A 22,355-nucleotide genomic window follows, 5' to 3' on the forward strand; every position below is an offset into this window, starting at 1 on the left:
TCAGTTCAAGAAATTATTCCTTGATAACCAACTTTGTGAGCTAGGCATCAGTGTCCGAGAACAGCCACGGCCACTGAGAAATACACGATCAGACCGGCAGCATCAACAAAGGTGGAGATAAATGGGTTGGAAAATACCGCGGGATCAACTTTTAGCCATTTGCCAATAATTGGCATCACTCCGCCGACTCCGGCTGCGATTGTGCACAGAGCCACAAGCGTGATCCCAATGATCACCGCGATGTTCCACTCGAAAATGAAACCAGCTACGCCGAAACCGATAGTTCCCAGACTCAATCCGAGCGTCAAGCCCACGCCAAGTTCGCGCAGCAAGACTCTTCCGATGTCCCCCACTCTCACATCTCCCATTGCCAACGCACGGGTGACTGTCGTAGCCGCTTGGTTTCCGGTATTACCTCCGATACCTACCATCAGTGGGATGAACAAGCTCAGGGTGACCATGGATTCGAGAGTTTCTTCGAAATTCGAAAGCACTTGCACGGTGAGCGTTGCGCCGACGGCAAGCACCAGTAGCCAGACGATTCTGCTCTTGACCAAAGAACCAATCGTGGTGCTCAAGTAAGGCCGCCGTAATGGTTCGGCGCCTGAAATCCGAGCAGCACGCTGTTCATCGGAATTAGCTAGCACCGAGACCGCATCAGAATTACTGAAGACGCCCACCACACGACGCTCAGAATCCACCACCGGGGTCAGTAGCTCTTGACTCAATACGACCTGACGGGCAGCGTCCAGCACTGGTTCTTCGGCGCTGGCACCATCGCTCGGGGTCAACAGCTCTGAAATTAGTTGCTCTTCTTTTGCTGCCAAAAGATCGCGCAGTGAAACGACGCCAACTAACCGGCGGGTCGAATCGGTAACTACGAGCGTATAAACGCTTTCTGCGGTGTTAAGTTTGGCGCGCACTCGTTGCATGCTTTCGCGCACGGTCAGCTCTGGGTGGGAGATGACAAAGTATGGATTCATCAGATGGCCCACGACTCCGGCTCGGTACCCCAGCAATACATTGACCTCGTCGCGCTGCGCTGAATCCAGCCCTTGCAGCAGCGTTGCGGCCAGGTGGGCAGGCAGCTCATCGAGGAGCGCCACGCGATCATCGGCAGCCATGACTGCGAAGGTCTCGCTGACCGTATCCTGTTGCAAGCCGCTGATAAGTTCGGCCTGTAATGAGGGTTCCAAGCGTGCAAAGACCGCTAGTGCTTGCTCTTTAGCTAGCAGTCGATAAGCGATGGCCATTTCTTTAGCCGAGAGCCGGTGAAGTTGTTGCAGAGTTTGCGGCAAGTTCAGCTCGCGCAACAGCGCAGCGAGTTCTTTGAAATCCTGTGATTCTAAAAGATCTTGAATCTGCGAGGATATGGTTGAGAAGTCTACTTGATTTGAAGAGCGCATGAGGATCAGTCCAAACGGGGTTTAGACGCGTCATTCCGGTGATAGTGCGAAGCACAATTGAATCGCCACCCGGAACATAATTGGGTGACAAGTCATTCGGTCTTCGCGCGTTGAATGAAGCGAAACGAAAAGGAATCGAAGCGCGATACCCCACCGTTTAACCCAGCTCTTAGGCTCAGCTTAAAGAAGGAAAAAGGGAGGTCGCGTGTACATAGATCGACTAGAACCATCGTCCATGCAGCTCACCTCCTCGAATAGGTCCGGGCTTAAACCCGAGAAACACCTTGTTTCATTTCTATCATCTTCCGCGCCCATAAACGACACCAGCGCGACAAGATCACATCCGCGAACGCAAAAAGCGTGTGGTGACCAGCAGTCACCACACGCTCTTAGGTAGCTATCGGATTAGCATTCAACAACGTTGACGGCCAAACCGCCCATCGCTGTTTCCTTATATTTATCGTTCATATCCTTGCCTGTTTCGCGCATGGTGATGATGACTTCGTCCAGGGTAACGTGGTGTTCCCCGTCTCCCATCAACGCCATTTTCGCGGCGTTCACGGCCTTCGACGCTGCAATCGCGTTACGCTCAATACACGGAATCTGTACTAGACCTCCAATAGGGTCACAGGTCAGTCCAAGATTGTGCTCCATGGCGATCTCTGCAGCATTCTCCACTTGAGCGGTAGTACCGCCGAGGATTTCGGCGAGGCCACCGGCCGCCATCGATGAGGCAGAACCCACTTCGCCCTGGCAGCCAACCTCGGCACCCGATATCGAAGCCTGCTCTTTATACAGCACGCCTATAGCACCGGCAGTGAGTAGGAAGCGCACTACAGCGTCGTCTTTTTCCTCTTCGTTCCAGTATTTGGCGCCCGGGGCATAATGGGTGGCATAAAAGAGTACCGCTGGGATGATGCCGGCTGCACCGTTAGTTGGCGCGGTGACAACTCGCCCACCCGAGGCGTTTTCTTCGTTGACTGCCAGCGCTACAAGGTTGATCCATTCCTGCCAGAACACCGGATCTCGGTCTTTATCTTCCTTGCGTAGACGCTCATGCCATTCTGGGGCGCGGCGGCGAACCTTGAGTCCGCCGGGAAGCACTCCGGTACGTTCCAAGGAAGCGTCTTTGCATTCCTCCATGACCTTGTAGATATGAACTAGACCCGAACGAATTTCTTCGCGAGTGCGGTAGGTCTCTTCATTGGCCATCATGATCTCGGCAATTGACTTGCCAGAATTCTTCGAGTGTTCTAGTAAGCGTGCAGCCGTGGTGAACGGGTACGGTTGCTGCTTAACCTTTTCTTCAAGGTTTTTTTCAATGCGTTCTTCGGCGCCCTCGCGAACAATAAATCCGCCACCGACAGAGAAGAACGTTTCGTTCAGTAGTTCTTCGCCAGCTGCATTGAGAGCAATGAACTTTACTCCGTTGGTATGGCGCGGCAAGACCGTCAGCGGGTGCTGAATCATGTCGTTGACGGTGTAGTTCAGGTCCTTGCGAGCATCCATTTGGGATGCAAAACGAAGCACTCCACTTTGTTCCATCTGTGCCAAGCGCTCATCAACTTCGGCAGGCAGAATGTTTTCTGGCTCGTACCCTTCGAGTCCAAGCATGATCGCGGTGAAGGTTCCGTGACCCCGGCCGGTCGCTGCGAGCGAACCGTAAACATCAATGCGCAGGGAGGTGAGGGATTCAAGCTTGCCTTCACGAATCACCTGGGCCACAAATGCGTGCGCCGCACGCATTGGTCCCACGGTGTGGCTGGAAGATGGTCCAATGCCAACCGAGAACAAATCAAATACGCTGACCGCCATGACGGGTCACTTCCTTAAAACAGAGAGAATTCGGTACTGCTAGCACCAAATAATTATGTGGTGGGGTAGAAAATTGTGGTTCTTTCCCATGCCTCGCATTTTCTGTGGATGCCAGATGCGAGAGAGACAAAGGGCCCGGAACGCGATGTTTCCGCTTTCCGGGCCCTTCCTTCAATCAGAAGCTGTTACTCGGAAACCTTTGCAAGTTCCGGATACAGTGGGTGAGCCTCGGCGAGCTTCAGCACTCGTTCCTTGAGCTCTGGCAAGACGGCGGTGTTGCCATCAGCGCCAGCAATCAAAGCCTGCGCAATAATCTCCGCAACCTCAACAAACGCAGCCTCAGAAAAACCACGAGTCGCCAACGCCGGAGTACCAATACGCAAACCCGAAGTAGTCATCGGCGGACGAGGATCAAACGGCACCGAATTACGATTCACCGTGATCTCCACCTGAGCCAACAGATCTTCACCCTGCTGACCATCTAACTCGCTATTACGCAGATCAACCAACACCAGGTGCACATCAGTACCACCGGTCAACACGCTAATACCCTTAGCAGCAACATCCGCCTGAGTCAGACGCTCAGCAAGAATCTTTGCACCAGCCAAAGTCCGCTCCTGGCGCTCCTTAAACTCCGGAGTACCAGCGATCTTGAAAGCCACAGCCTTACCAGCGATCACATGCTCCAACGGACCACCCTGCTGACCAGGGAACACCGCCGAATTCAACTTCTTCGCAATATCAGCATCATTGGACAAAATAATGCCGCCACGAGGACCAGCAAGAGTCTTATGCGTAGTGGAAGTAACCACATGCGCATGAGGAACCGGCGAAGGATGCAACCCTGCTGCCACCAGACCAGCGAAGTGCGCCATATCCACGAACAAGTACGCACCGACCTTGTCAGCGATCTCGCGGAAACGCGCAAAGTCCAACTGACGAGGGTAAGCAGACCAACCAGCAACGATCATCTTCGGCTGGTTCTCCACCGCGAGGCGTTCCACCTCGTCCATGTCCACCTCATAGGTCTGCTCATCCACACCGTAAGGAACGATGTTGAACAAACGACCCGAGAAGTTCAGCTTCATGCCGTGAGTCAAGTGACCACCATGAGCCAGGTTCAAACCCAGCACGGTATCGCCCGGGCGGACCAGTGCGTGATACACCGACGCGTTCGCCTGCGCACCGGAGTGAGGCTGCACGTTAGCGAACTTCGCACCAAACAGGTCCTTCAGACGCTCAATAGCCAACGTCTCAACAACGTCAACTTCCTCGCAACCGCCGTAGTAACGGCGGCCCGGGTAACCCTCGGCATACTTGTTAGTCAGTACCGAACCCTGAGCCTGCATTACTGCCTGCGCCGTGTGGTTCTCCGAAGCGATCATTTCCAGACCACGCTGCTGACGAGCCAACTCGGCATCGATACGCTGCGCAATCTCAGGATCCAGCTCCGCTAGCGACTGCGTCAAGGACGCAGGGGCTAGGGATTCAAAAGTTGCGTTGCTCATTATTCGACGTTTCCACCATTCGCGCTGGCGTAATCTACTGCGGAAAGCAGTGGGCCTTCTTCGGTGACCTCAACGGTGAACAGCCAACCATTGCCGTATGGGTCTTCGTTCAGGATTGCCGGGTTATCGGCAGCTTCCTGGTTGACCTCAACGATGGTGCCGGTCACTGGCGAGTACAGGTCGGAAACCGACTTCGTGGACTCAACTTCGCCACAGGTCTCGCCTGCGGTGACGGTGTCGCCAACTTCTGGAAGGTCAACGTAAACCACGTCGCCTAGTGCGTCGGCGGCTACCTGGGTGATGCCAACCTTGGCTGGTGATGCTGCATCGATCCACTCGTGTTCGGCCGAGTAGCGCAACGATGAAAGAACTTTACTCACGATAATTCCTCTCCCAAGGGAAATGGTGGGCGTCTTTACGACGCCCGCTTAGGTTAAACGTTACTTGGCTCGGGTGTAGAACGGCAGTTCTACGACCACAAATGGCAAAGTCTTGCCACGAAGGTCGACATCTAGCTCAGTTCCAACTTCACTAAATGCAACATCTACGTAACCTAGGGCTACCGGGTAGCCCAGGCTTGGCGATGGCTGGCCGGAGGTGATCTCACCAATGGTCGCCCCATCCTTGACGATGGCGTATCCGCCACGGCCTGCCCGCTTGCCTAGACCCTTCAGGCCAACAAGCTTGCGTGACTGGGTCTGTCCGCGCAGTGCCTCAAGAGCTTCGCGACCAACAAAGTTTTCGGTCTTCTTGAAGGAAACTACCGGACCAAATCCAGCGTCAAATGGGGTGCGTTCAACGGACAGCTCGTTGCCATATAGCGGCATGCCAGCTTCCAAACGCAGTGAGTCACGCGAGGCCAAGCCACAAGGAACTAACTCGTGGTCCTTGCCCGCTTCCACGGTCTTGTCCCAGATCGCGGTGGCGTCTTCGTTGGCGATGATCAGCTCGAAGCCGTCCTCACCGGTGTAGCCGGTGCGTGCCAACAGTACGTCGATACCGCCCAGAACTACTTCGATTGCCGCGTAGTAGTTCAAGTCCTTCACGGCATTCACGGTCTGCTCATCGGTTGCCAGTGCGGTGACAATCGCTTCAGCGTTCGGACCCTGCACCGCGATCAGCGAGGTGCGTGCCGATGCGTCATCAACAACCACGTCGAAGCCAGCTGCGCGTTCTGCCAGCTTGGCGGCGACTACCGGTGCGTTACCAGCGTTTGGAACAACCAGGAAGCGTTCTTCGCCGAGGCGGTAAACGATCAGGTCATCAAGGATTTTTCCGTCTTCGTTGAGGATCAGCGAGTACTTCGCTTTGCCGATCTTCATTACCGCCAGGTTGCCAGCCAGTGCGGTGTTCAGCGCAACGCCTGCCTCTGGACCGGTAAGCCAAACTTCGCCCATGTGGGAGAGGTCAAAAAGGCCCGCGGTGGAACGTACTGCCTTGTGCTCGGCTAGTTCCGAACCGTACTTCAGGGGCATATCCCAGCCGCCAAAGTCGGTGAACGAAGCGCCTAGTTCGGCGTGCTTCTCGTGTAACTCTGTGTGCAAAATATCAGTCATCACGATGTCCTAGTCTTCGAAGGCTTCAGGAGGTGGGCAGGAGCAGATCAGGTTTCGGTCACCAGCTGCACCATCGATGCGGCCGGTGGCAGGGAAGTACTTATCGCGCTTGAGGCTGGCGACCGGGAAGGCTGCCTGCTCTACGGAGTACTTACGATCCCAGCTGCTGTTGACTACGGCCGAGACACTGTGCGGAGCGTTGCGCAGTGGCGACTCTTCGATGCTGTAGACGCCTGCGAGAACTTCCTGCATTTCCTGATGGATGGTGATCATCGCTTCGATGAAGCGTTCGATCTCGCCCAGGTCCTCGGACTCGGTCGGCTCAACCATCAGCGTGCCGGCTACCGGGAAGGACAGCGTTGGTGCGTGGAAACCGAAGTCAATCAGGCGCTTAGCCACATCTTCTGCGGTAGCTCCGGTCTTTGCGGTCAGTTCGCGAAGATCCAAGATGCACTCGTGAGCTACTAATTCCTTGTTACCGGTGAACAGTACCGGGTAGTACTCGTTCAGGCGCTTGGCAATGTAGTTTGCGCTCAAGATCGCGGTCTTGGTGGCGTCGGTCAGTCCGTCGCCGCCCATCATGGCGATATAAGCCCAGGAGATTGGCAGTACGCCGGCGGAACCGAAAGCGGTAGCCACTACCGGCACACCGTCACGCTCGGAGTAGGTACCCGATGGGTCACCTGGCAAGAATGGCACGAGGTGTTCGCCAACACCGATTGGGCCAACACCTGGTCCGCCACCACCGTGTGGGATGCAGAAGGTCTTGTGCAGGTTCAGGTGGCTGACGTCGCCGCCGAACTGACCTGGCTGAGCCAGACCAACCAGTGCGTTCATATTTGCACCGTCGATGTAGACCTGACCGCCGGCGGCGTGGATCTTGTCGCAGACTTCGCGTACGTCCGCGTCGTAGACACCGTGGGTGGATGGGTAGGTGATCATGATGGCCGAAAGGACATCCTTGTTCGCCTCGATCTTGGCATCAAGATCGTTCGCGTCGATGGTGCCATCTGCCGCGGTCTTCACCACAACAACCTTCATGCCGGCAAGTACCGCGGAGGCCGCGTTGGTGCCGTGGGCCGAAGCCGGGATCAGGCAGACGTTACGCTGGCCTTCGCCGCGTGAGGCGTGGTAACCGGAGATGGCAAGCAGCCCCGAGTATTCGCCCTGGGAACCGGCGTTTGGCTGGATCGAAACGCCAGCGTATCCGGTAATGGTGGTCAAGCGGCCCTCAAGGTCGGTGATCAGCTCGCGCCAACCCTCGGTCTGCTCGGCCGGAGCGTATGGGTGGATCGAAGCGAATTCTGGCCAGGTGATGGATTCCATCTCGGCGGCCGAGTTCAGCTTCATGGTGCATGAGCCCAGTGGGATCATGGTGCGATCCAACGCCAGGTCGCGGTCTGCCAGGCGACGCAGGTAACGCATCATCTGGGTTTCCGAGGAAATGGTGTTGAAGATTGGGTGAGTCATGAACTCGCTGGTGCGAACCTGGCCCTCTGGGATGTCAAAGCCCTCTGGTGCGGACAGCTCCACGCCGAAGACCTCTGCCAGCGAGCGAACAATCGCCGCGGTGGTGGCCTCATCGGTGGAGATACCAACCTGAGTTTCGGAAACCTTACGCAGGTTTACGCCCGCTTCAGCCGCCTTGGAAATCATCGCTGTGGCATCTTCGACGTTGACTACTACGGTGTCGAAGAAGGAGTCACTGGCTAGGGTGAAGCCACCGGCTACCAGGGAGCTGGCGATGACGCGTGCGTGATTATGTGTACGGCTAGCAATCATCTTTAGACCTGCTGGGCCGTGGTACACGCCGTACATCGAGGCACAAATTGCCAAGAGAGCCTGTGCGGTACAGATGTTACTGGTGGCCTTCTCGCGGCGGATGTGCTGCTCGCGAGTCTGCAGTGCCAAACGGTATGCAGGGGTGCCAGCGTCATCGCTGGAGACGCCAACCAGACGACCTGGCATGGAGCGGGTCAGCCCGTCAGCCACGGCGAAGTAGGCTGCGTGCGGGCCACCGAAGAACAGTGGCACGCCGAAGCGCTGAGTGTTGCCCACTGCGATATCTGCGCCCTGCTCACCCGGAGGGGTGATCATGGTCAGCGCGAGCAGGTCGGCGATAACAGTGACCATCGCACCGGCGTCTTTGGCGGCCGCGATGATCTGCTTGTGGTCGGCAATGGAGCCGTCGTTGCCCGGCTGCTGCAACACGATACCGGAGATCTCCCCCTCGGGCAGTCCCTGCGCCAAGTCGGCAACTTCGATTTCAAAGCCCAGCGCATCCGCGCGTCCCTGGATGACCTTGATGGTCTGCGGGAAGATATTTGAATCCAGGACGGTCTTGCCGTTGCCCTTTTTCTTGTTGACACGGCGCATCATCAGCACAGCTTCGGCTGCAGATGAAGATTCATCAAGCATCGAGGCGTTAGCGATAGGAAGGCCGGTCAGATCCATGACCATGGTCTGGAAGTTTAGTAGCGCTTCGAGGCGACCCTGCGAGATTTCTGGCTGGTACGGGGTGTAAGCGGTGTACCAGGCCGGGTTTTCCACGATGTTACGACGGATCACTGGTGGGGTGATGGTGTCGTAGAAGCCCTGACCAATCATCTGGGTCTTCATCACGTTCTTGGAAGCCAAGGCGCGCAGGTGAGCCAGCGCTTCGGTTTCGCTCAGTGCCGAGGGAAGATCCAAGGCAGAAGCCTGGCGGATATCAGCCGGAACTGCGGTGTCGATGAGCTCGTCAAGGCTGGAAAAACCCAGCGTCGAGAGCATGTGGTTAACATCGGCCGGACGTGGGCCAATGTGGCGTGACACGAATTCGCTACTCGTGGATGCCGAGGTCTGCGTAATAGTCATGGTGCAGTTATCTCCAGGGGGATCTGTCTTGGCGCATGCCAAAGGAAGGTCTCTGTCCCTCCCCATCCCTGTTTCATAACCTGAGAGTTTTACACATCCGACCAACAAAGCCGGTTGCTTGCACCTTCGGTGAACCGGAACGGGCCGGTTTCTTTCCAGAGTTGCCTCGTGATGGCGGTACGGGGGCCTGAGAGTTTCCTGGGGAGGAATTGCTCCTACGGCGCCCATCCATGGTGTGAACGGGTCTCTCCCGCCATCCGTCGAAGGCTGCATTAAAGATCTAATGATCTAAAACACAGTTACATCTTACCTGCATCGGTGAGCGTAGTCCAAGACCTAAAAATCTGCCCAGTTCATAAATGTAGCCAGTAACGTCATCTAAGCAAGTTTCACGTACTCAGGGTACCTAGCGCTCAAGCTGTCCCCCGAAGATGTACCGGTGAGCCGGCGCTTAATCCAAGGACCCAAATGTTCTTTGACCCAGCCCATATCTTGGCGCAGTCGCTCACCGCGAGAATTGACTGGGAGTTCAGGTAGCCCAGGAAGTTTGATCTGCTCCACCCACTTAGGGTCGGCAATATTGTGCTTTCCAAGCAGTTCCAGCACCTTGTTGGCCATCAGTGTGTGACCAAATTCGTTCATGTGCAGACGGTCACCGGCCCAATAACGCAGGTCAGAAAATTCTCGCCAGCGCCAGTAATCTGCCACGATCGCCCCGTGGTTGTCAGCGATTTCGCGGATCTTCTCGTTATAGATCGCCGTGCGTGGCCGCGTCTTGTTAAAGAGCGGCGAATCGACGGTATCAAATCCGGTAAAGAGCACCACGGTACTGCCGGCCGCAACAAAGCGACGCACCATTCCGTCATAACCGCGCATTAGTGCATCTAGGTCGGCGCTCGGACGCAAAATGTCGTTACCGCCGGCATAAATAGTGACCAGATCCGGTTTCAGTGCCAACCCTGCGTCGAGTTGCTGATTGATGACCTGACCAATCTTTTTGCCACGAATCGCTAGGTTCGCGTACTGCCAATCATCTTGGGTGCACAGCACTTCGGCGACTCGGTCGGCCCAACCGCGCACGCGGTTGGGCCGCACCATGCTGATATCGCCGACGCCTTCGGAGAAGGAATCTCCTAGCGCAAGGAATTTCATTTTGCTCCCTTCGCCAAGATCAGCTGGCGTGCCAGCTGGCTGAGCTTCACACCAGTTGAAATGTCTTTGGGTCCTTCGTTGCGTGAAGGGATGAATCCAAAACCAAGCTGGTAGGCCGGGTCGGCGAAAGCCAACGAGGAGTTCGCCCCGTCATGGCCGTAGGCGAAGATGGAGCCGTAGTCATTGCGGGCGGTGGCCTTCATGAAGCCCACGGCGAATGCTTGCAAGAGTCCGTTGGTGCGGTCTGGACCGTACACGAGTTCGGTAGAAACCTGGGCCCAGGTATCGGCACTGAGAATTCCTTTGCTCACTCCAAGTGCCGGTACCGCGCCAAAGGACGCGGCGTAAATTCCGGCGAGGGCTTCGGCGTTGGCCACCCCGCCCATGGATGCTGGACCTAACTGGCGTACCTGTGCAGAGTTGGCCAGCTCGTGCCAGTTGTAAACCGGACCGGATTCTAGGGCGAAACCTGAGGTGGAGTTCACCGATAGTCCGGTTGGTGAGAATGGATCCATGAAGGCAGGTGCTTGATCAGCGGCAGGCAACACGTCACGGTAGCGTGGTTCAATTTCTGCACCGTGCCCGATATAGGCGTCCACGCCTAGTGGTCCGCGAATGCGCTTTTCATAGACGTCTTTGAGTTCTTCTCCGGTCACCCGGCGAACGAGCTCTTCCATCAGTACGCCCATGGTGATTGCGTGGTATCCCACGATGTTCTGGCCCAGTGGCCAGATGCTTGGCATCGAGGCGAGGACCTTAGCGTATTCGGCCGAGTTCAATAGGACTTTGCTGGGGACCCCTCCAGGAACGCCGAGCACCCCGGCTTGGTGACTGAGCACTTCTCCGACGCTAAGTTTTTCTTTGCCGCCGATGGCAAATTCTGGCCAATAGGTACCTATTGGAGCGGTCGGATCAAGCACACCGTCTTGGATCAGCAACGCGATTACCAGTGCGCTCAAACCCTTAGTGCAGGAGAAGATGCAGGTCAGCCCATCACCGGATAGGTGTTCGCCGACACTGTGACTTAACACCAATTCTCCGCGGTGGTAAATGGCTAATTGGGCCGAGTAATTTTCTTCTTCTGCGGCCCGAGCTTCGAGCGCTTCGGCAAGTGGTGCGAAATCTTCTGAAATGACCGAATGCATGAAAATCCTTAAAGTGCTTGTTACTTATCAACTAACACTAGTATCAGTTGATAAAAATCTATGCTTGGTTTTCTACTGTTTCTTGGCGGAACCGTAGTTTCCAGCCGGTGCTTGTCTGTTGCCACCACGAAGAGCACACCAGAACCGGTGAGTTGGCGGGGTTCATCCGATAAGCAATGAGCACCAATGACGGATCCAGTAAGCGGGCGGTCAGTAGTTGCACCGGTCCGGTTTCTGGCAAGGTGCCTGCACCGTCAAGGATTGAACGCACGGTACTGACGTCTAAGAGTGAACCGTCGCGGCAAATTTCCTGGTAGCTAGGATGCAGGAAGTCACTCACCTCGGTGAAGTTCGTGCGCACTTGTGCGTCGAGCAGTCCCTGTTCCAGCTCAAATACGGTTCCGGTGACGTCTAGGCTCGTATTTTCTTCGGCAACGGGCTCCGGCTCGGGCTGCGGCGCTTCCTCGCTAGGCGTCGTCGGCGCACTTGAACCGACGTAGCCGGGTCCTGCATCTGGCGTTTTACCGCTTTGATGCGCGGTGGCAGCTGCACGAGCGCGGTCATCTGCTTCTTCGTTGAGTTGGTGACCGGCATGGCCCTTGACCCATTCAAAGGTGTACTTACGTCCGAGAATCGCGGTATCAAGTTCGCGCAGGATCTCCTGATTGAGTACCGGTTTGCCGTCGGCTTTCTTCCACCCTTTTTTCTTCCATCCCGGCATCCATTTGCTGATGCAATTGATCGCGTATTGGGAGTCGCACAGGATTTTTAGTTCGGTTTCGGGTTCTTTGGCGGTGGCTCTGAAGAGTTCGAGTACCGCTTGGAGTTCACCCATATTGTTGGTTCCGTGGTCCCAACCGCCGGAGCCCCAGTTATTGTCATCGATATACCAGGCCCACCCCGCAGGTCCAGGGTTACCAAGAGCAGAACCGTCAGCTGCCGCAATGATCGTCATATTAATAATCCTGCCATGTCCACCCCACATCTATAGACGACCTTCGCGCTCATGTTCTATTTTTAACGCACAGAAGTCCCGGTGGCCCCTTTTCAGGTGGTCCGCCGGGACTTCGTCTTAGTCTCGTGATGTTTCTGCGTCGCTTAGTTTTTACTGCGGATTATTAGGCCGGGTATAGCGGGTTGTGTCCGGCGGTCACTCGTTCTTCGGGGCGCACCTCGGCTGGCGCTGTGCCATCGAGGAAAGGACCGGAGGTAGCGAGTTCTTCACGTCCATGGGATTCGAGCCAATTACTCAGATCTGGGCCCTTGGGCACGATCTGCGTAGGGTTAATATCTTCGTGGACCACATAGTAGTGGGACTTGATCTGCTCAAAGTCTGTGGTGTCACCAAAGCCTGGGGTCTGGAATAGGTCTCGGGCATAACCCCACAGGTTTGGCATGTCGGTTAGTTTATTGCGGTTTGCCTTAAAGTGACCGTGGTACACCGGGTCGAAGCGCGCCAGCGTGGTGAACAGCCGGATATCTGCCTCACTAATGTGGTCTCCCATGAGGAAGCGTCGAGTTTCAAGGCGCTCTTCCAGATAATCCAGCGTGGTAAATAGCCGGTCATAGGCGTCGTTATATGACTGCTGATCGCCAGCGAATCCTGCGCGGTAGACGCCGTTATTGACCTCGGTGAAGATGCGTTTGATCAGTGGCAGCATTTCTTCAAGCGAACCTTCGGGGATCAAGTTGGGCGCGCCTTCGCGGTGAAATTCCTTCCACTGAGTGGAGAAGTCCCAGGTGATTTGTGGGTAGTCGTTGGTTACGACCGCGCCGGTTGGAATATCCACGATTGCCGGGACGGTGATCCCACGCGGGTAGTCTGCGAACCGCTTGAAGTAATTTTCTTGGACTCGTTCGGTACCTAGAACCGGGTCCTTGCCATCCTTATCAAGATCGAAGGTCCAGCTGCGCGCGTCATGAGTGGGACCTGGCAGTGCGACAGAAATGGCATCTTCTAACCCGAGCAGTCGGCGCGCGATTAGTGTGCGGTTGGCCCATGGACAGGCACGCGCTGCAACGAGTCGGTACCGTCCAGCTTCAACTGGCCACAGCTGTGCGCCTTCACCCAGACCAGCGTGGGGGTGGCCGATGGAACTCTGAGGTTCTCCTTGGGCAAAAGCTTCGGGACGAGGATCTGCCACGATGCGATCTTGAATGTAGTTGGTGTCTCTGGTGAAGTCACCACCGGTGACGTATGCGCCCTTAGTCGAAAATTCGTTGCTCATGATCTCCCCTGAAGATTTGCCCTCGGTTGCTACAACCTGCTTATTCACAGGCTAACGCTGAGGCTGGTCGAAAAGTAGTGTGGTGTTCCCCAAAGCACGGGATGTTCTCTTGCAAACTTCCCGGAGTTCATCCGGGGATTGTTTAGGCGTTGACCGAGGCTGAGGCGCGAACCGTGTTCATTGCGGTAGCCCAGGAAATAAGCTGGTCAAACATTGGCTGTACCGATCTGGCGGCCTGTTCGGTTGGCTTGAATTCTGAGAAGTTCTCAAAGTCGCTAAATAGCGAGAACATGCCGGTCTTCTGCACGTGAGCGATCTGCAGTTCGGAAAGAATACCGCGCAGGTGCTCTACCGCGCGGGCTCCCATGGCCGAGCCGTAACCCACAATGCCGGCTGCTTTATTGGTGAATTCCGCGTTCAGGTAGGACAGCGCGTTGGCCAGTGCAGGTGCGATCGAGTGGTTGTATTCAGGGGTAACGAAGATGTATCCGTCAAACTCGGCGATCTTTGCCGACCAGAGCAAGGTGGTTTCGTTCTGGTAGTTCTGGTAGGCCGCAGGGAATGCTTCGTCTAGCAGGGGCAAGTTGTAATCGGCAATATCCACCAACTCGTAGCTGGCATCATCGCGCTGCTGAGCCTGCTCGAGTACCCACTGAGCGACGCCGTGGTTGTTACGTCCTGGGCGGGTGGATCCGGTAATAATAGCGATTTTCAACATCTTATTGCTCCCTAGCGTTGTAGTGCGCTGCCTCATTATGGTTGACACGTCATCAAGTCTTGCTAAAAACAACATTACACGAGATGATTGATGTGTCAACAACTTTGAGAGTGTGCCTCTCACTACTATTTGCATATTAGGAGAAAAGAAAACATGGGAACCGAAGATACTCGCTGGCTCAACGAGCGCGAGCAGAAACTCTGGCAAACCATCCGCGAGTTCATCTGGCAGTTCCCCAGTGCCATGGATCGTCAGCTAACCCAAGATTCCGCCATGCAATCGGGCGAATACTCGGTCCTCGCAGTGCTTTCCGAGTCAAAAGAGACTTCGCTACGCCCTGCAGAAGTAGCCAACGAGCTACGCTGGGACCGTTCTAGACTCTCACACCTTTTGCGCCGCATGGAAGCTAAAGGGCTTATCACTCGATGTTCCGATGTCCTAGACCGCCGAGGTCACCAGATCGGATTATCCGAGCAAGGCTGGCAGGCAATCCGAGAGGCCGCGCCCGCACATGTGGAGTTCATTCGTCAGTCGCTCTTCGATTCACTGACTCCTACGGAGCACGCGGCACTAGAAACTGCCTTGCCTAAGATTTTAGCCGCAATTACACCGCGAGAACCAGCGAACGTTCCAGCGGACTAGCTGCGCTGCTGAGCCAATTCACTATTGTTTACCAACCGAGCAAATTTACCGTCCAACTTGACCAACTCGTCAAAGGTTCCTGACTCAATAATCTGCCCCTCGTCGAGCACTACAATCTTGTCGGCGCGCAACACGGTGCTCAACCGGTGAGCAATCAACAAGGTGGTTCGCCCCAAAGCCAGCTCATCCAAGGCTTGTTGGACCAGTGCTTCGGTGACCGTATCTAAGGCACTGGTAGCCTCATCCAGGACCAGCACCTTTGGTTGGCGCAACATCGTGCGGGCGATGGCCAGGCGTTGTTGTTCACCGCCGGAGAAGCGGTGACCACGCTGCCCAACCTGGGTATCTATCCCCTCGGGGAGGGAACGAATGAGCTCCGCGATTTGCGCCGCTTCCAAAGCGTTCCACAATTGTTGCTCATCGGCGTTCGGGGCAGCCCAAAGTAAGTTCTCGCGAACACTAGCGTGTAGCAAATAGCTTTCCTGCGCCACCACAGAGACTACCTCCGCAATGTCCTGCGGTTGCACGTGGCTTAGCTGCACACCATCCAAGCTCACGGTTCCCGAGCTTGGATCCAGTAGTCGTGGGACTAGGGATCCGAGTGTTGATTTGCCCGAGCCGGTAGCCCCGACCACCGCGGTCATGGTGCCTGCCTCGAGCTTTAGGTTGATCCCCCGCAAGGTATCGGCACGCGCCCCGGGATACCGAAAATCTACATCCTTGAATTCCAATTCACCGCGCACCGCATCGTGAACCAATCGACGTGGCTGGTTTGGCACCGGTAGCGCCTGGTCAGCGTCGAGGAACTCAAACACGCGACTAAAGAGCGCCAGCGCCGAGACCCACTGAATAGAAATACTCATCAGCCCCATCACCGGCCGGAATATTCCTGCCTGTAACCCGGTAAAAGCAACGAGAGTACCAATACTCATGCCATCCCCGGTGACCGGAAGCCCGGCAACGATATAAAGTATCGCCGGCACTCCGGAGAAAATAATCGACATCGCGGCCATCCGCCAGCGTCCAGCGAGCGCACTACGCATTTCCAGATCAATGAGTTTTGAGCTGGAGTCGGTGAACTGTTCGGCGTCCAAGGTGCCAGTACCCATCACCTTGGCAAGACGAACCCCGGAGATACTGAGTCGCTCTTCAATAATCGAGGTGAGCGTGGACATTTCACGCTGTCGCGCGCCGGTGATTTTCCGGCGCAGTTTTGCTGTTTGCTTGGCAAGGATAATCGCCGGCGGCAAAACCACGAGCGAGATCAGACTCAGCTGCCAGGAAATTGCCACCATCGCGCAGGCTGTAGCAACCACGGTGGTGAGGTTGGAAGCGATGGAGGTGGCCGAGTTGGTGATCACCGATTGCATCTGTCCAACATCATTGGTCAGCCGTGACTGCACCTCGCCAGAGCGAGCATTGGTGAAGAAACCCAGAGATTGTTTTTGCAGGTGAGTGAACAGTGTCGTACGCAACCTATGCATGACCTTTTGGCCCATCAGGGTGGCCCGCCAGGTTTGCACCACTCCGAGTACCGCGTTTACCAAGGCAATGAGTACCAACCCACCGGCCAGCGCTAACAGTAGTTTGACGTTTTGCTCTGGGATGGCCACATCGATCAGTTCCCTGATGATGAATGGCTGCGCCAAGCCAATCAGCGATGACGCGACGATTAGTAGCATTACGAAAATTACCGTGCGCAGATGTGGACGGAAAAGTTGCGCAATGCGGCGCAGCGAGACGGGATGCTCCTGCAACCATTCTTTATCTTTTTGGGAATTCCCCGCGCGGGCGCCGCCTGCCCCACCGCCGGGTCCACCCATCGGCATAGCAACCATGAGCACCTCCGAGATTCTTGTTCTATTTACCTCAAGAATAGCAGAGGTAACCTCACTATGTGGTTTCATCTTGAAATTGTTGGGAAAAACACCCTATGCTTAAGCACATGCTTCCCCAAGAGTCCGGCCCTGACTTGGTCGACCTGTTCAATCGCAGTTCTCGTATGCTTCGTGGCAAATGGCGCCGCGCCTTGACCCCTTACGACATCACACCTCATCAAGTTCGTACCATGATGCTTTTAGGACGCGTTGATGCCGAAGGCCTGCGCAACTCACAACTCGCCGAAAAGCTACATATTGCCCCGCGTTCTACCACCGAGGTCATCGACCAGCTGGTCGCCAAGGACTTGGCCACCCGCACCCCGGACCCTGCGGATCGTCGCGCCAGCTTGATCACGCTAACCGATGCGGGCCGTAAACTGCTGCAAAAATTACATGGCGAACGGAAGCAAAGCCACGAAGAATTTTTCTCCACCCTCGGCGAAGCTGACCGTGCAGAACTCAGCAGAATCTTGGGTATCCTCGTGGCAGACGCGCCCGGTGACCCACGCTGTTAGATAACTAATTTAAACCGCGGAAGGGTGGTTCCACAGGCAATGTAACTGCCTGTGGAACCACCCTTTTCCGTCTGGGTTAGTTCTCGGTTTTGCCCCGGCGCCAGTAGCCCATAAAGGCCACCTGCTTGCGATTTATCCCTGCCTCACGCACTAGGTAACGACGCAGTTCCTTGACCATCCCTGCTTCACCCGCAATCCACGCGTAAAACGGTGCAGATTCTGCCGCCCCGGTTTCCCAGAGGATCTGCTCATCGATATCAATATCTTCTGGATCCGCATCGGTGTGCACCGCGCCGGCCGCCGGAATTGCCACGACGTCTTTTACCGCTGCGGCAAGTAGCACCCCATGCTCGTTAGTTCCGCGGGTCAGCCACTGCACCGAAACACCTGAACGCGTGGAAGCACCAAGGATATCGTCGGTATCTGGAACCTCAATCAGCGCATGCCCGGTGACATTGGCAGGCAATGCTTCTAAAATTGCGCAGATCGCAGGGGCTGCGGTTTCATCTCCAGCGAGCACCACACGGCGAGCGCCTCCGGGGCGGAATTCAATGCCCCCATAGGTCTCATCACTCAGGGCGCGGTTTGGACCGAGTAAGAGCAGCTCATCGCCAACCTGGGCCTTGTCCGCAAATTCGGTCGCCGGCCCACCTTGCAGCGCACCATTAACTACCTGTCCATGCATGACAAAGTCGATATCCAGCTCCGCGGTGTCACCAAGGTTGTCGCGGTGTCCCACCTCGCGAAAGGCGCGAACGGTATATGTACGCATATATCCGCGGGAAGCCGGATCGATGGACAGCCAACGCCGGTACCATCCTTCCTGCTCTGCCGGACTGGATAATGCCTCAGGACGCAATGCTGCGATCTCCGCGGTGAGCGCGGACCCACCGGCAGGCGGCAACAATAGCTTGATGCGCATATCTAGCGGGTGACTGTTGGTGCCAAAGTGCGAAAGATCGGCACCGCCCACGGTGACCCGGCGGAAGGCAGGAGTGAGATCCTGTGTGCGCATCACCATGCACTGGTAGGCCAGGGTGGAAAGGTGTTCGGCGCCTGGGCGAAGCTGCGCTAGCTGATCTTCTTGCATAGCTAAAGCCGGCGTTTGGGGTTCGTCGGCTACCGTAGGTTCGTGTTTGACTGCCGGTTTGGTCAGTTCAACAGATTCTGGAGAGCGCACAATGCCTTGGGCGGCGAGCACATTTTCGGTGCGCAACACCCGGTGGCGTCCGATAGGCAATACCAAGGGAGTGCCGGCGACCGGGTCTGGGATCACCCGGCTTGGCATTCCAAAGACGTCTTTGACGGTGCGCTCGGTGACCACCTCGTTGGGGTGACCGGCGGCGTATATTTTTCCTTCACGTAAGGCCACCAAATGATCTGCGTAGCGTGCGGCGAGGTTCAGATCATGGAGCACAATGACCACCGTGATGCCGCGGGTGCGGTTGAGCTCGCTAATCACGTCGAGTACTTCAAGCTGATGCGCAACATCTAAGAACGTGGTTGGTTCATCTAGCAGCAGCAGCTCGGTCTCTTGGGCCAGGGCCATCGCAATCCATACGCGTTGACGTTGACCGCCGGAAAGCTCATCCACCGCACGGTCCGCCAGCTCCATGGTCCCGGTCAGTTCCAGCGCGCGGTTTACTGCCGCCTCGTCCTCGGCGGAGAACCGTTTGAACAGTCCCTGGTGTGGGTAGCGTCCGCGGCTGATCAGCTCCCGGGCGGTGATACCGTCCGGCGCCGTCGGTGACTGCGGTAGCAAGCCCAACGTCTTGGCGACTTCCTTGGCCGGCTTAGTGTGAATATCTTGGCCATCCAGTAGTACCTTGCCACCGGCAGGCTTGAGCAGTCGCGATAGGGCGCGTAGCAGCGTGGACTTGCCACAGCCGTTAGCCCCCACAACGATGGTCACTTCCCCGGTGGGGATATCCAAGGACAGTTCATCGACGATGGTGACCTTGTCATAGGCCAGGGTCAGATCGTTTGCCTGAAGTTGGGCCATGGGTTATCCCCCGCTTCCTGTTGAATTTGTACGCACCAATATCCAAATCAGAAACGGTGCGCCGAATGCGCCGGTGATAACTCCTACCGGCAATGAAAGATCTGCGAACAAGTTCGCGGCAAAGAAGTTGGCAACGATTACCAGTGTTGCTCCGGTCAGCGCCGCCAACGGAATATTGATGGGACCACGAGATAGTGCGGCGCTAATAGGTCCGGCCAAAAATGCGACAAAGGCCAAGGGGCCGGTCACCGCAATGGGTAAGGCACCCATTGCCACCGCGACAAAAACCAGTAGCACCCGAGCCCAGCTCACGTTCAGGCCCAGAGCCGCGGCGGTGTCCTCCCCCAGTTCAAGCATCTTTAGCTGACGCATCACGAAGGGAAGTACAAAGACTGCGATGATTCCCAGCGGAACCAGGAGCAACAATGCACTGTCCCAGTTGCTCGAAGAAAGCGAGCCGGTCAGCCAGTGCATCACATCGCTTGCGGTGTTCAGCTGCGCTTGGGTCAGCAGGTATTGAATCAATGCCTGCAACATGGCCCCAATGGCCAAGCCGGCAAGGATCAGCCGGGAGCCGGTACGTTTTCCCGAGGCCGAAAGCCAATAGATCAGCGCGGCAACCAGCAGGCCGCCTGCCAGCGCAAAGACGTTAAGTTTCCAGTCGTTGTAGCCCAAGACAATCATCGCAAAGACCGCGGCCGCCGAGGCACCATAGCCCACACCGATCACATCGGGGCTGGCCAACGGGTTGCCCAGCCAGCGTTGGAATAGGGCACCAGAAATACCTAACCCGGCGCCTGCCAGAGCGCCGACGGCCAACCGTGGCAGACGGTCGGACATGATGATGAAGCTTGTTCCGGGGACCTTTTCTCCACCAAGCACCTGAAGCACTTCCAGCGCAGGGAGCCGGTCACGACCCCAGAAAAGATAAGCCAGTGCGGTGGCCAAGATAGCTAGTGCCATCCATAGTGCACTGCGACGCACTCGACGTGACCTGTCAGCGGCTCTCGTTGACATATTTGTGTCTACCCCGTTGGCCGTTGCGGTTATCTCTTTTGAGCTCACAGGCTCACCGACTTCATACCGCTACGCATCATGATGATAAAGATCGGTCCACCGAGCAGGGCGCACATAACGCCCACCTGAATTTCACTTGGTGGCGCGATGACACGCCCCACGGTATCGGCCACCAGCAACAAAATCGGTCCGGCAATCAAACAGGCAGGCATCAGCCACCGGTAATCCGAGCCGACTAATAGCCGCACCGCGTGGGGAATCATCAGGCCCACAAAGGCAATCGGGCCAGCTACCGCGGTGGCGGTACCGGCCAGCACCACCACTCCTATCGAACCGATCACCCGGGCACGGCCTAGATTGAAGCCCAACGCGGTCGCCGTGTCATCTCCCATGGAAACTGCGTTGGAAACCTTCGCGGTGGACAACACGATCAGTGCCCCCATGGCCACGACGGGGATGGCACTGAGGAAGGTATCAATTCCGGTGGTGGACAGCGAGCCTATCTGCCACATACGGAATCGGTCCAGGGTGGAATCCGAGATCATGAGGATCGCATTGGTGACCGCTCCGACGCCCACGGCCAAGGCGGCACCACCCAAGGCAAGTTTGATGGGGGTGGCCCCCTCGCGTCCCACATTGGCCACGAGATAAACCAAGATCATTACTACCGCTGCACCGATAAAAGCGGCGGCCATAATTCCGGCTAGCGAGCTTACCCCGAGGAAGCCGATAGCCAACACCACACTCATCGAGGAGCCGGCGTTTAGCCCCAGGATGCCGGTATCTGCCAGTGGGTTGCGGGTCAGCCCCTGCAACCCGGCGCCGGCCAGGCCCAAGGCTGCTCCGACCACAATGGCGCCGACCGTGCGGGCAAAGCGCGAAGCAACCACACCCTGGTCCCCATTGGTTGGATCAAAATTCCAGATAGCGTCGGTGACGGTATCCAGCGAGACGCTCCGGGCTCCCAGAAGCAACGAGGCGAAGACCGCCAGAGCTAAAAAGAGGAAAAGTAAGAGGAAGGCGGTGAGCTTCTTCCCTACCTTCGGCGACTTCTCTTGCCCTACATGGGGCGTAATACTTTTAGTCGCGGTCATTGCTTCCTACACTCGTTGCTATGGCTCATCTTCCCTTGCCCACTATTATTGCCCCTGGCGTCGGCTTGCTGCGCGCCGAGAATCCTTCGGAAATGACGTTGGACGGGACCAATTCTTATTTGCTCTTTGACCCAACCTGCACCGAGCTGACTGCGCGAACTCCGGCAGTTCTCATTGACCCGGGCCCTGATCTTGAAGCCCATTTGCACGCCTTGGCGGCCTTCGATATCCAGCTGGTGTTGATCACTCACCGGCATGCGGATCATACCGGCGGAATTGATACCTTGCACAGGTTGACCGGGGCACCGGTGCGCGCCCGGCTCGAGGAGCACTGCCGAGAGGCGGAGATCTTCGAAGACTTGGAAGTCATCGAAGCCGCGGGAATTGAGGTTCAGGTGGTTTTCACCCCGGGACATACTTCTGACTCGGTGTGCTTTATCCGCCGGGGCGAAACTTCCCATTTGTTCACCGGAGATACCGTTTTGGGCCGCGGCACGACTATTTTGGAACATCCCGATGGGACCCTGGCCGATTACTTGGCGTCCTTGCAGCGGCTGTTGGCGATGCCAGATATGGCATTGCATCCGGCTCATGGTGAGCAACATGAGGTATCCCATCCGTTGCTGCAGAATTATCTGGCGCATCGCGAATCGCGATTGGACCAGGTGCGTGCGGCCTTGGACAAACTCGGCAAGGCCGGGGCTGACGTAGAACCAGCGCAATTGCTGGAACTTGTCTACCCCGACCTCGATGCGCGCTTGGTGGGCGCAGCTAGCCGTTCCTTGGAAGCGCAATTGCACTATCTAGGCTTAAATCCTTAG

Annotated in this window: 18 protein-coding genes and 1 riboswitch; of the genes, 3 read left to right on the plus strand and 15 right to left on the minus strand. The window is 56.4% G+C overall.

The genetic code is table 11. The features are described 5' to 3' along the window. Positions 1-47: 47 nt before the first annotated feature. The 11 genes from mgtE to CQ011_RS07105 form a co-directional block, all read right to left on the minus strand. Positions 48-1,406: a magnesium transporter gene (gene mgtE / locus CQ011_RS07055; RefSeq protein ID WP_105675911.1), complete on the minus strand. Its 1,359-nt coding sequence runs from the start codon at positions 1,404-1,406 to the stop codon at positions 48-50. Positions 1,407-1,811: 405 nt separating this feature from the next. Next, a complete protein-coding gene (locus CQ011_RS07060) occupies positions 1,812-3,221 on the minus strand; it encodes an L-serine ammonia-lyase (RefSeq protein WP_105675913.1) in 1,410 nt (469 codons plus the stop codon). A gap of 185 nt (positions 3,222-3,406) precedes the next feature. Then, complete coding sequence (gene glyA, locus CQ011_RS07065) at positions 3,407-4,729, minus strand: serine hydroxymethyltransferase (RefSeq protein WP_105675915.1); 1,323 nt, start codon at positions 4,727-4,729, stop codon at positions 3,407-3,409. After that, on the minus strand, positions 4,729-5,109 hold the full coding sequence (gcvH, locus tag CQ011_RS07070) for a glycine cleavage system protein GcvH (RefSeq protein ID WP_105675917.1): 381 nt from the start codon (positions 5,107-5,109) through the stop codon (positions 4,729-4,731). The genes glyA and gcvH overlap by 1 nt, the downstream gene beginning before the upstream one ends. Before the next feature lie 60 nt (positions 5,110-5,169). Next, a complete protein-coding gene (gene gcvT, locus CQ011_RS07075) occupies positions 5,170-6,285 on the minus strand; it encodes a glycine cleavage system aminomethyltransferase GcvT (protein ID WP_105675919.1) in 1,116 nt (371 codons plus the stop codon). Positions 6,286-6,294: 9 nt separating this feature from the next. Beyond that, on the minus strand, positions 6,295-9,141 hold the full coding sequence (gene gcvP, locus CQ011_RS07080; RefSeq protein WP_105675921.1) for an aminomethyl-transferring glycine dehydrogenase: 2,847 nt from the start codon (positions 9,139-9,141) through the stop codon (positions 6,295-6,297). A gap of 165 nt (positions 9,142-9,306) precedes the next feature. Further along, positions 9,307-9,404, minus strand: a riboswitch (glycine riboswitch). 115 nt (positions 9,405-9,519) lie between these two features. Further along, positions 9,520-10,293 (minus strand): SGNH/GDSL hydrolase family protein, encoded by a 774-nt coding sequence (locus CQ011_RS07085; protein ID WP_105675922.1) that lies wholly within the window; start codon positions 10,291-10,293, stop codon positions 9,520-9,522. Continuing rightward, positions 10,290-11,438, minus strand: a complete 1,149-nt coding sequence (locus CQ011_RS07090; protein WP_105675924.1) for a serine hydrolase domain-containing protein — start codon at positions 11,436-11,438, stop codon at positions 10,290-10,292. Before CQ011_RS07090 ends, CQ011_RS07085 begins: the two co-directional genes overlap by 4 nt. Before the next feature lie 58 nt (positions 11,439-11,496). After that, positions 11,497-12,393, minus strand: coding sequence for an RNase H family protein (locus CQ011_RS07095; protein WP_105675926.1), 897 nt, complete (start codon positions 12,391-12,393; stop codon positions 11,497-11,499). A 163-nt stretch (positions 12,394-12,556) separates the two neighbouring features. Further along, positions 12,557-13,666, minus strand: a complete 1,110-nt coding sequence (locus tag CQ011_RS07100; RefSeq protein ID WP_105675928.1) for a glutathione S-transferase C-terminal domain-containing protein — start codon at positions 13,664-13,666, stop codon at positions 12,557-12,559. 142 nt (positions 13,667-13,808) lie between these two features. Next, entirely contained in the window at positions 13,809-14,384 is a 576-nt protein-coding gene (locus CQ011_RS07105) for an NADPH-dependent FMN reductase (protein WP_105675930.1), read from the minus strand. A 153-nt stretch (positions 14,385-14,537) separates the two neighbouring features. Here CQ011_RS07105 and CQ011_RS07110 point away from each other — a divergent pair, with 153 nt between their 5' ends. Further along, complete coding sequence (locus tag CQ011_RS07110; protein WP_105675932.1) at positions 14,538-15,026, plus strand: MarR family winged helix-turn-helix transcriptional regulator; 489 nt, start codon at positions 14,538-14,540, stop codon at positions 15,024-15,026. Here CQ011_RS07110 and CQ011_RS07115 read toward each other — a convergent pair. After that, positions 15,023-16,933, minus strand: coding sequence for an ABC transporter ATP-binding protein (locus CQ011_RS07115; RefSeq protein WP_353616163.1), 1,911 nt, complete (start codon positions 16,931-16,933; stop codon positions 15,023-15,025). The two genes, CQ011_RS07110 and CQ011_RS07115, sit on opposite strands and share 4 nt — an antisense overlap. Positions 16,934-16,971: 38 nt before the next feature. Between CQ011_RS07115 and CQ011_RS07120 the strand changes: the two genes are divergently transcribed. After that, positions 16,972-17,421, plus strand: coding sequence for a MarR family winged helix-turn-helix transcriptional regulator (locus CQ011_RS07120; RefSeq protein ID WP_181148020.1), 450 nt, complete (start codon positions 16,972-16,974; stop codon positions 17,419-17,421). 76 nt (positions 17,422-17,497) lie between these two features. Here CQ011_RS07120 and CQ011_RS07125 read toward each other — a convergent pair whose 3' ends face one another. From CQ011_RS07125 to CQ011_RS07135, 3 genes are read right to left on the minus strand one after another with little or no spacing between them, the layout of a single operon-like run. Further along, positions 17,498-19,423: an SIP domain-containing protein gene (locus CQ011_RS07125; RefSeq protein WP_105675941.1), complete on the minus strand. Its 1,926-nt coding sequence runs from the start codon at positions 19,421-19,423 to the stop codon at positions 17,498-17,500. 3 nt (positions 19,424-19,426) lie between these two features. After that, positions 19,427-20,440 (minus strand): FecCD family ABC transporter permease, encoded by a 1,014-nt coding sequence (locus tag CQ011_RS07130; RefSeq protein WP_105676177.1) that lies wholly within the window; start codon positions 20,438-20,440, stop codon positions 19,427-19,429. A 44-nt stretch (positions 20,441-20,484) separates the two neighbouring features. Then, on the minus strand, positions 20,485-21,534 hold the full coding sequence (locus CQ011_RS07135) for a FecCD family ABC transporter permease (RefSeq protein WP_105675943.1): 1,050 nt from the start codon (positions 21,532-21,534) through the stop codon (positions 20,485-20,487). Positions 21,535-21,554: 20 nt separating this feature from the next. On the opposite strand from CQ011_RS07135, the gene CQ011_RS07140 reads away from it, so the two are divergent. Continuing rightward, on the plus strand, positions 21,555-22,355 hold the full coding sequence (locus tag CQ011_RS07140) for an MBL fold metallo-hydrolase (RefSeq protein WP_105676179.1): 801 nt from the start codon (positions 21,555-21,557) through the stop codon (positions 22,353-22,355).

The sequence above is a fragment of the Arthrobacter sp. MYb213 genome (assembly GCF_002979915.1).
GTDB lineage: Bacteria > Actinomycetota > Actinomycetes > Actinomycetales > Micrococcaceae > Glutamicibacter.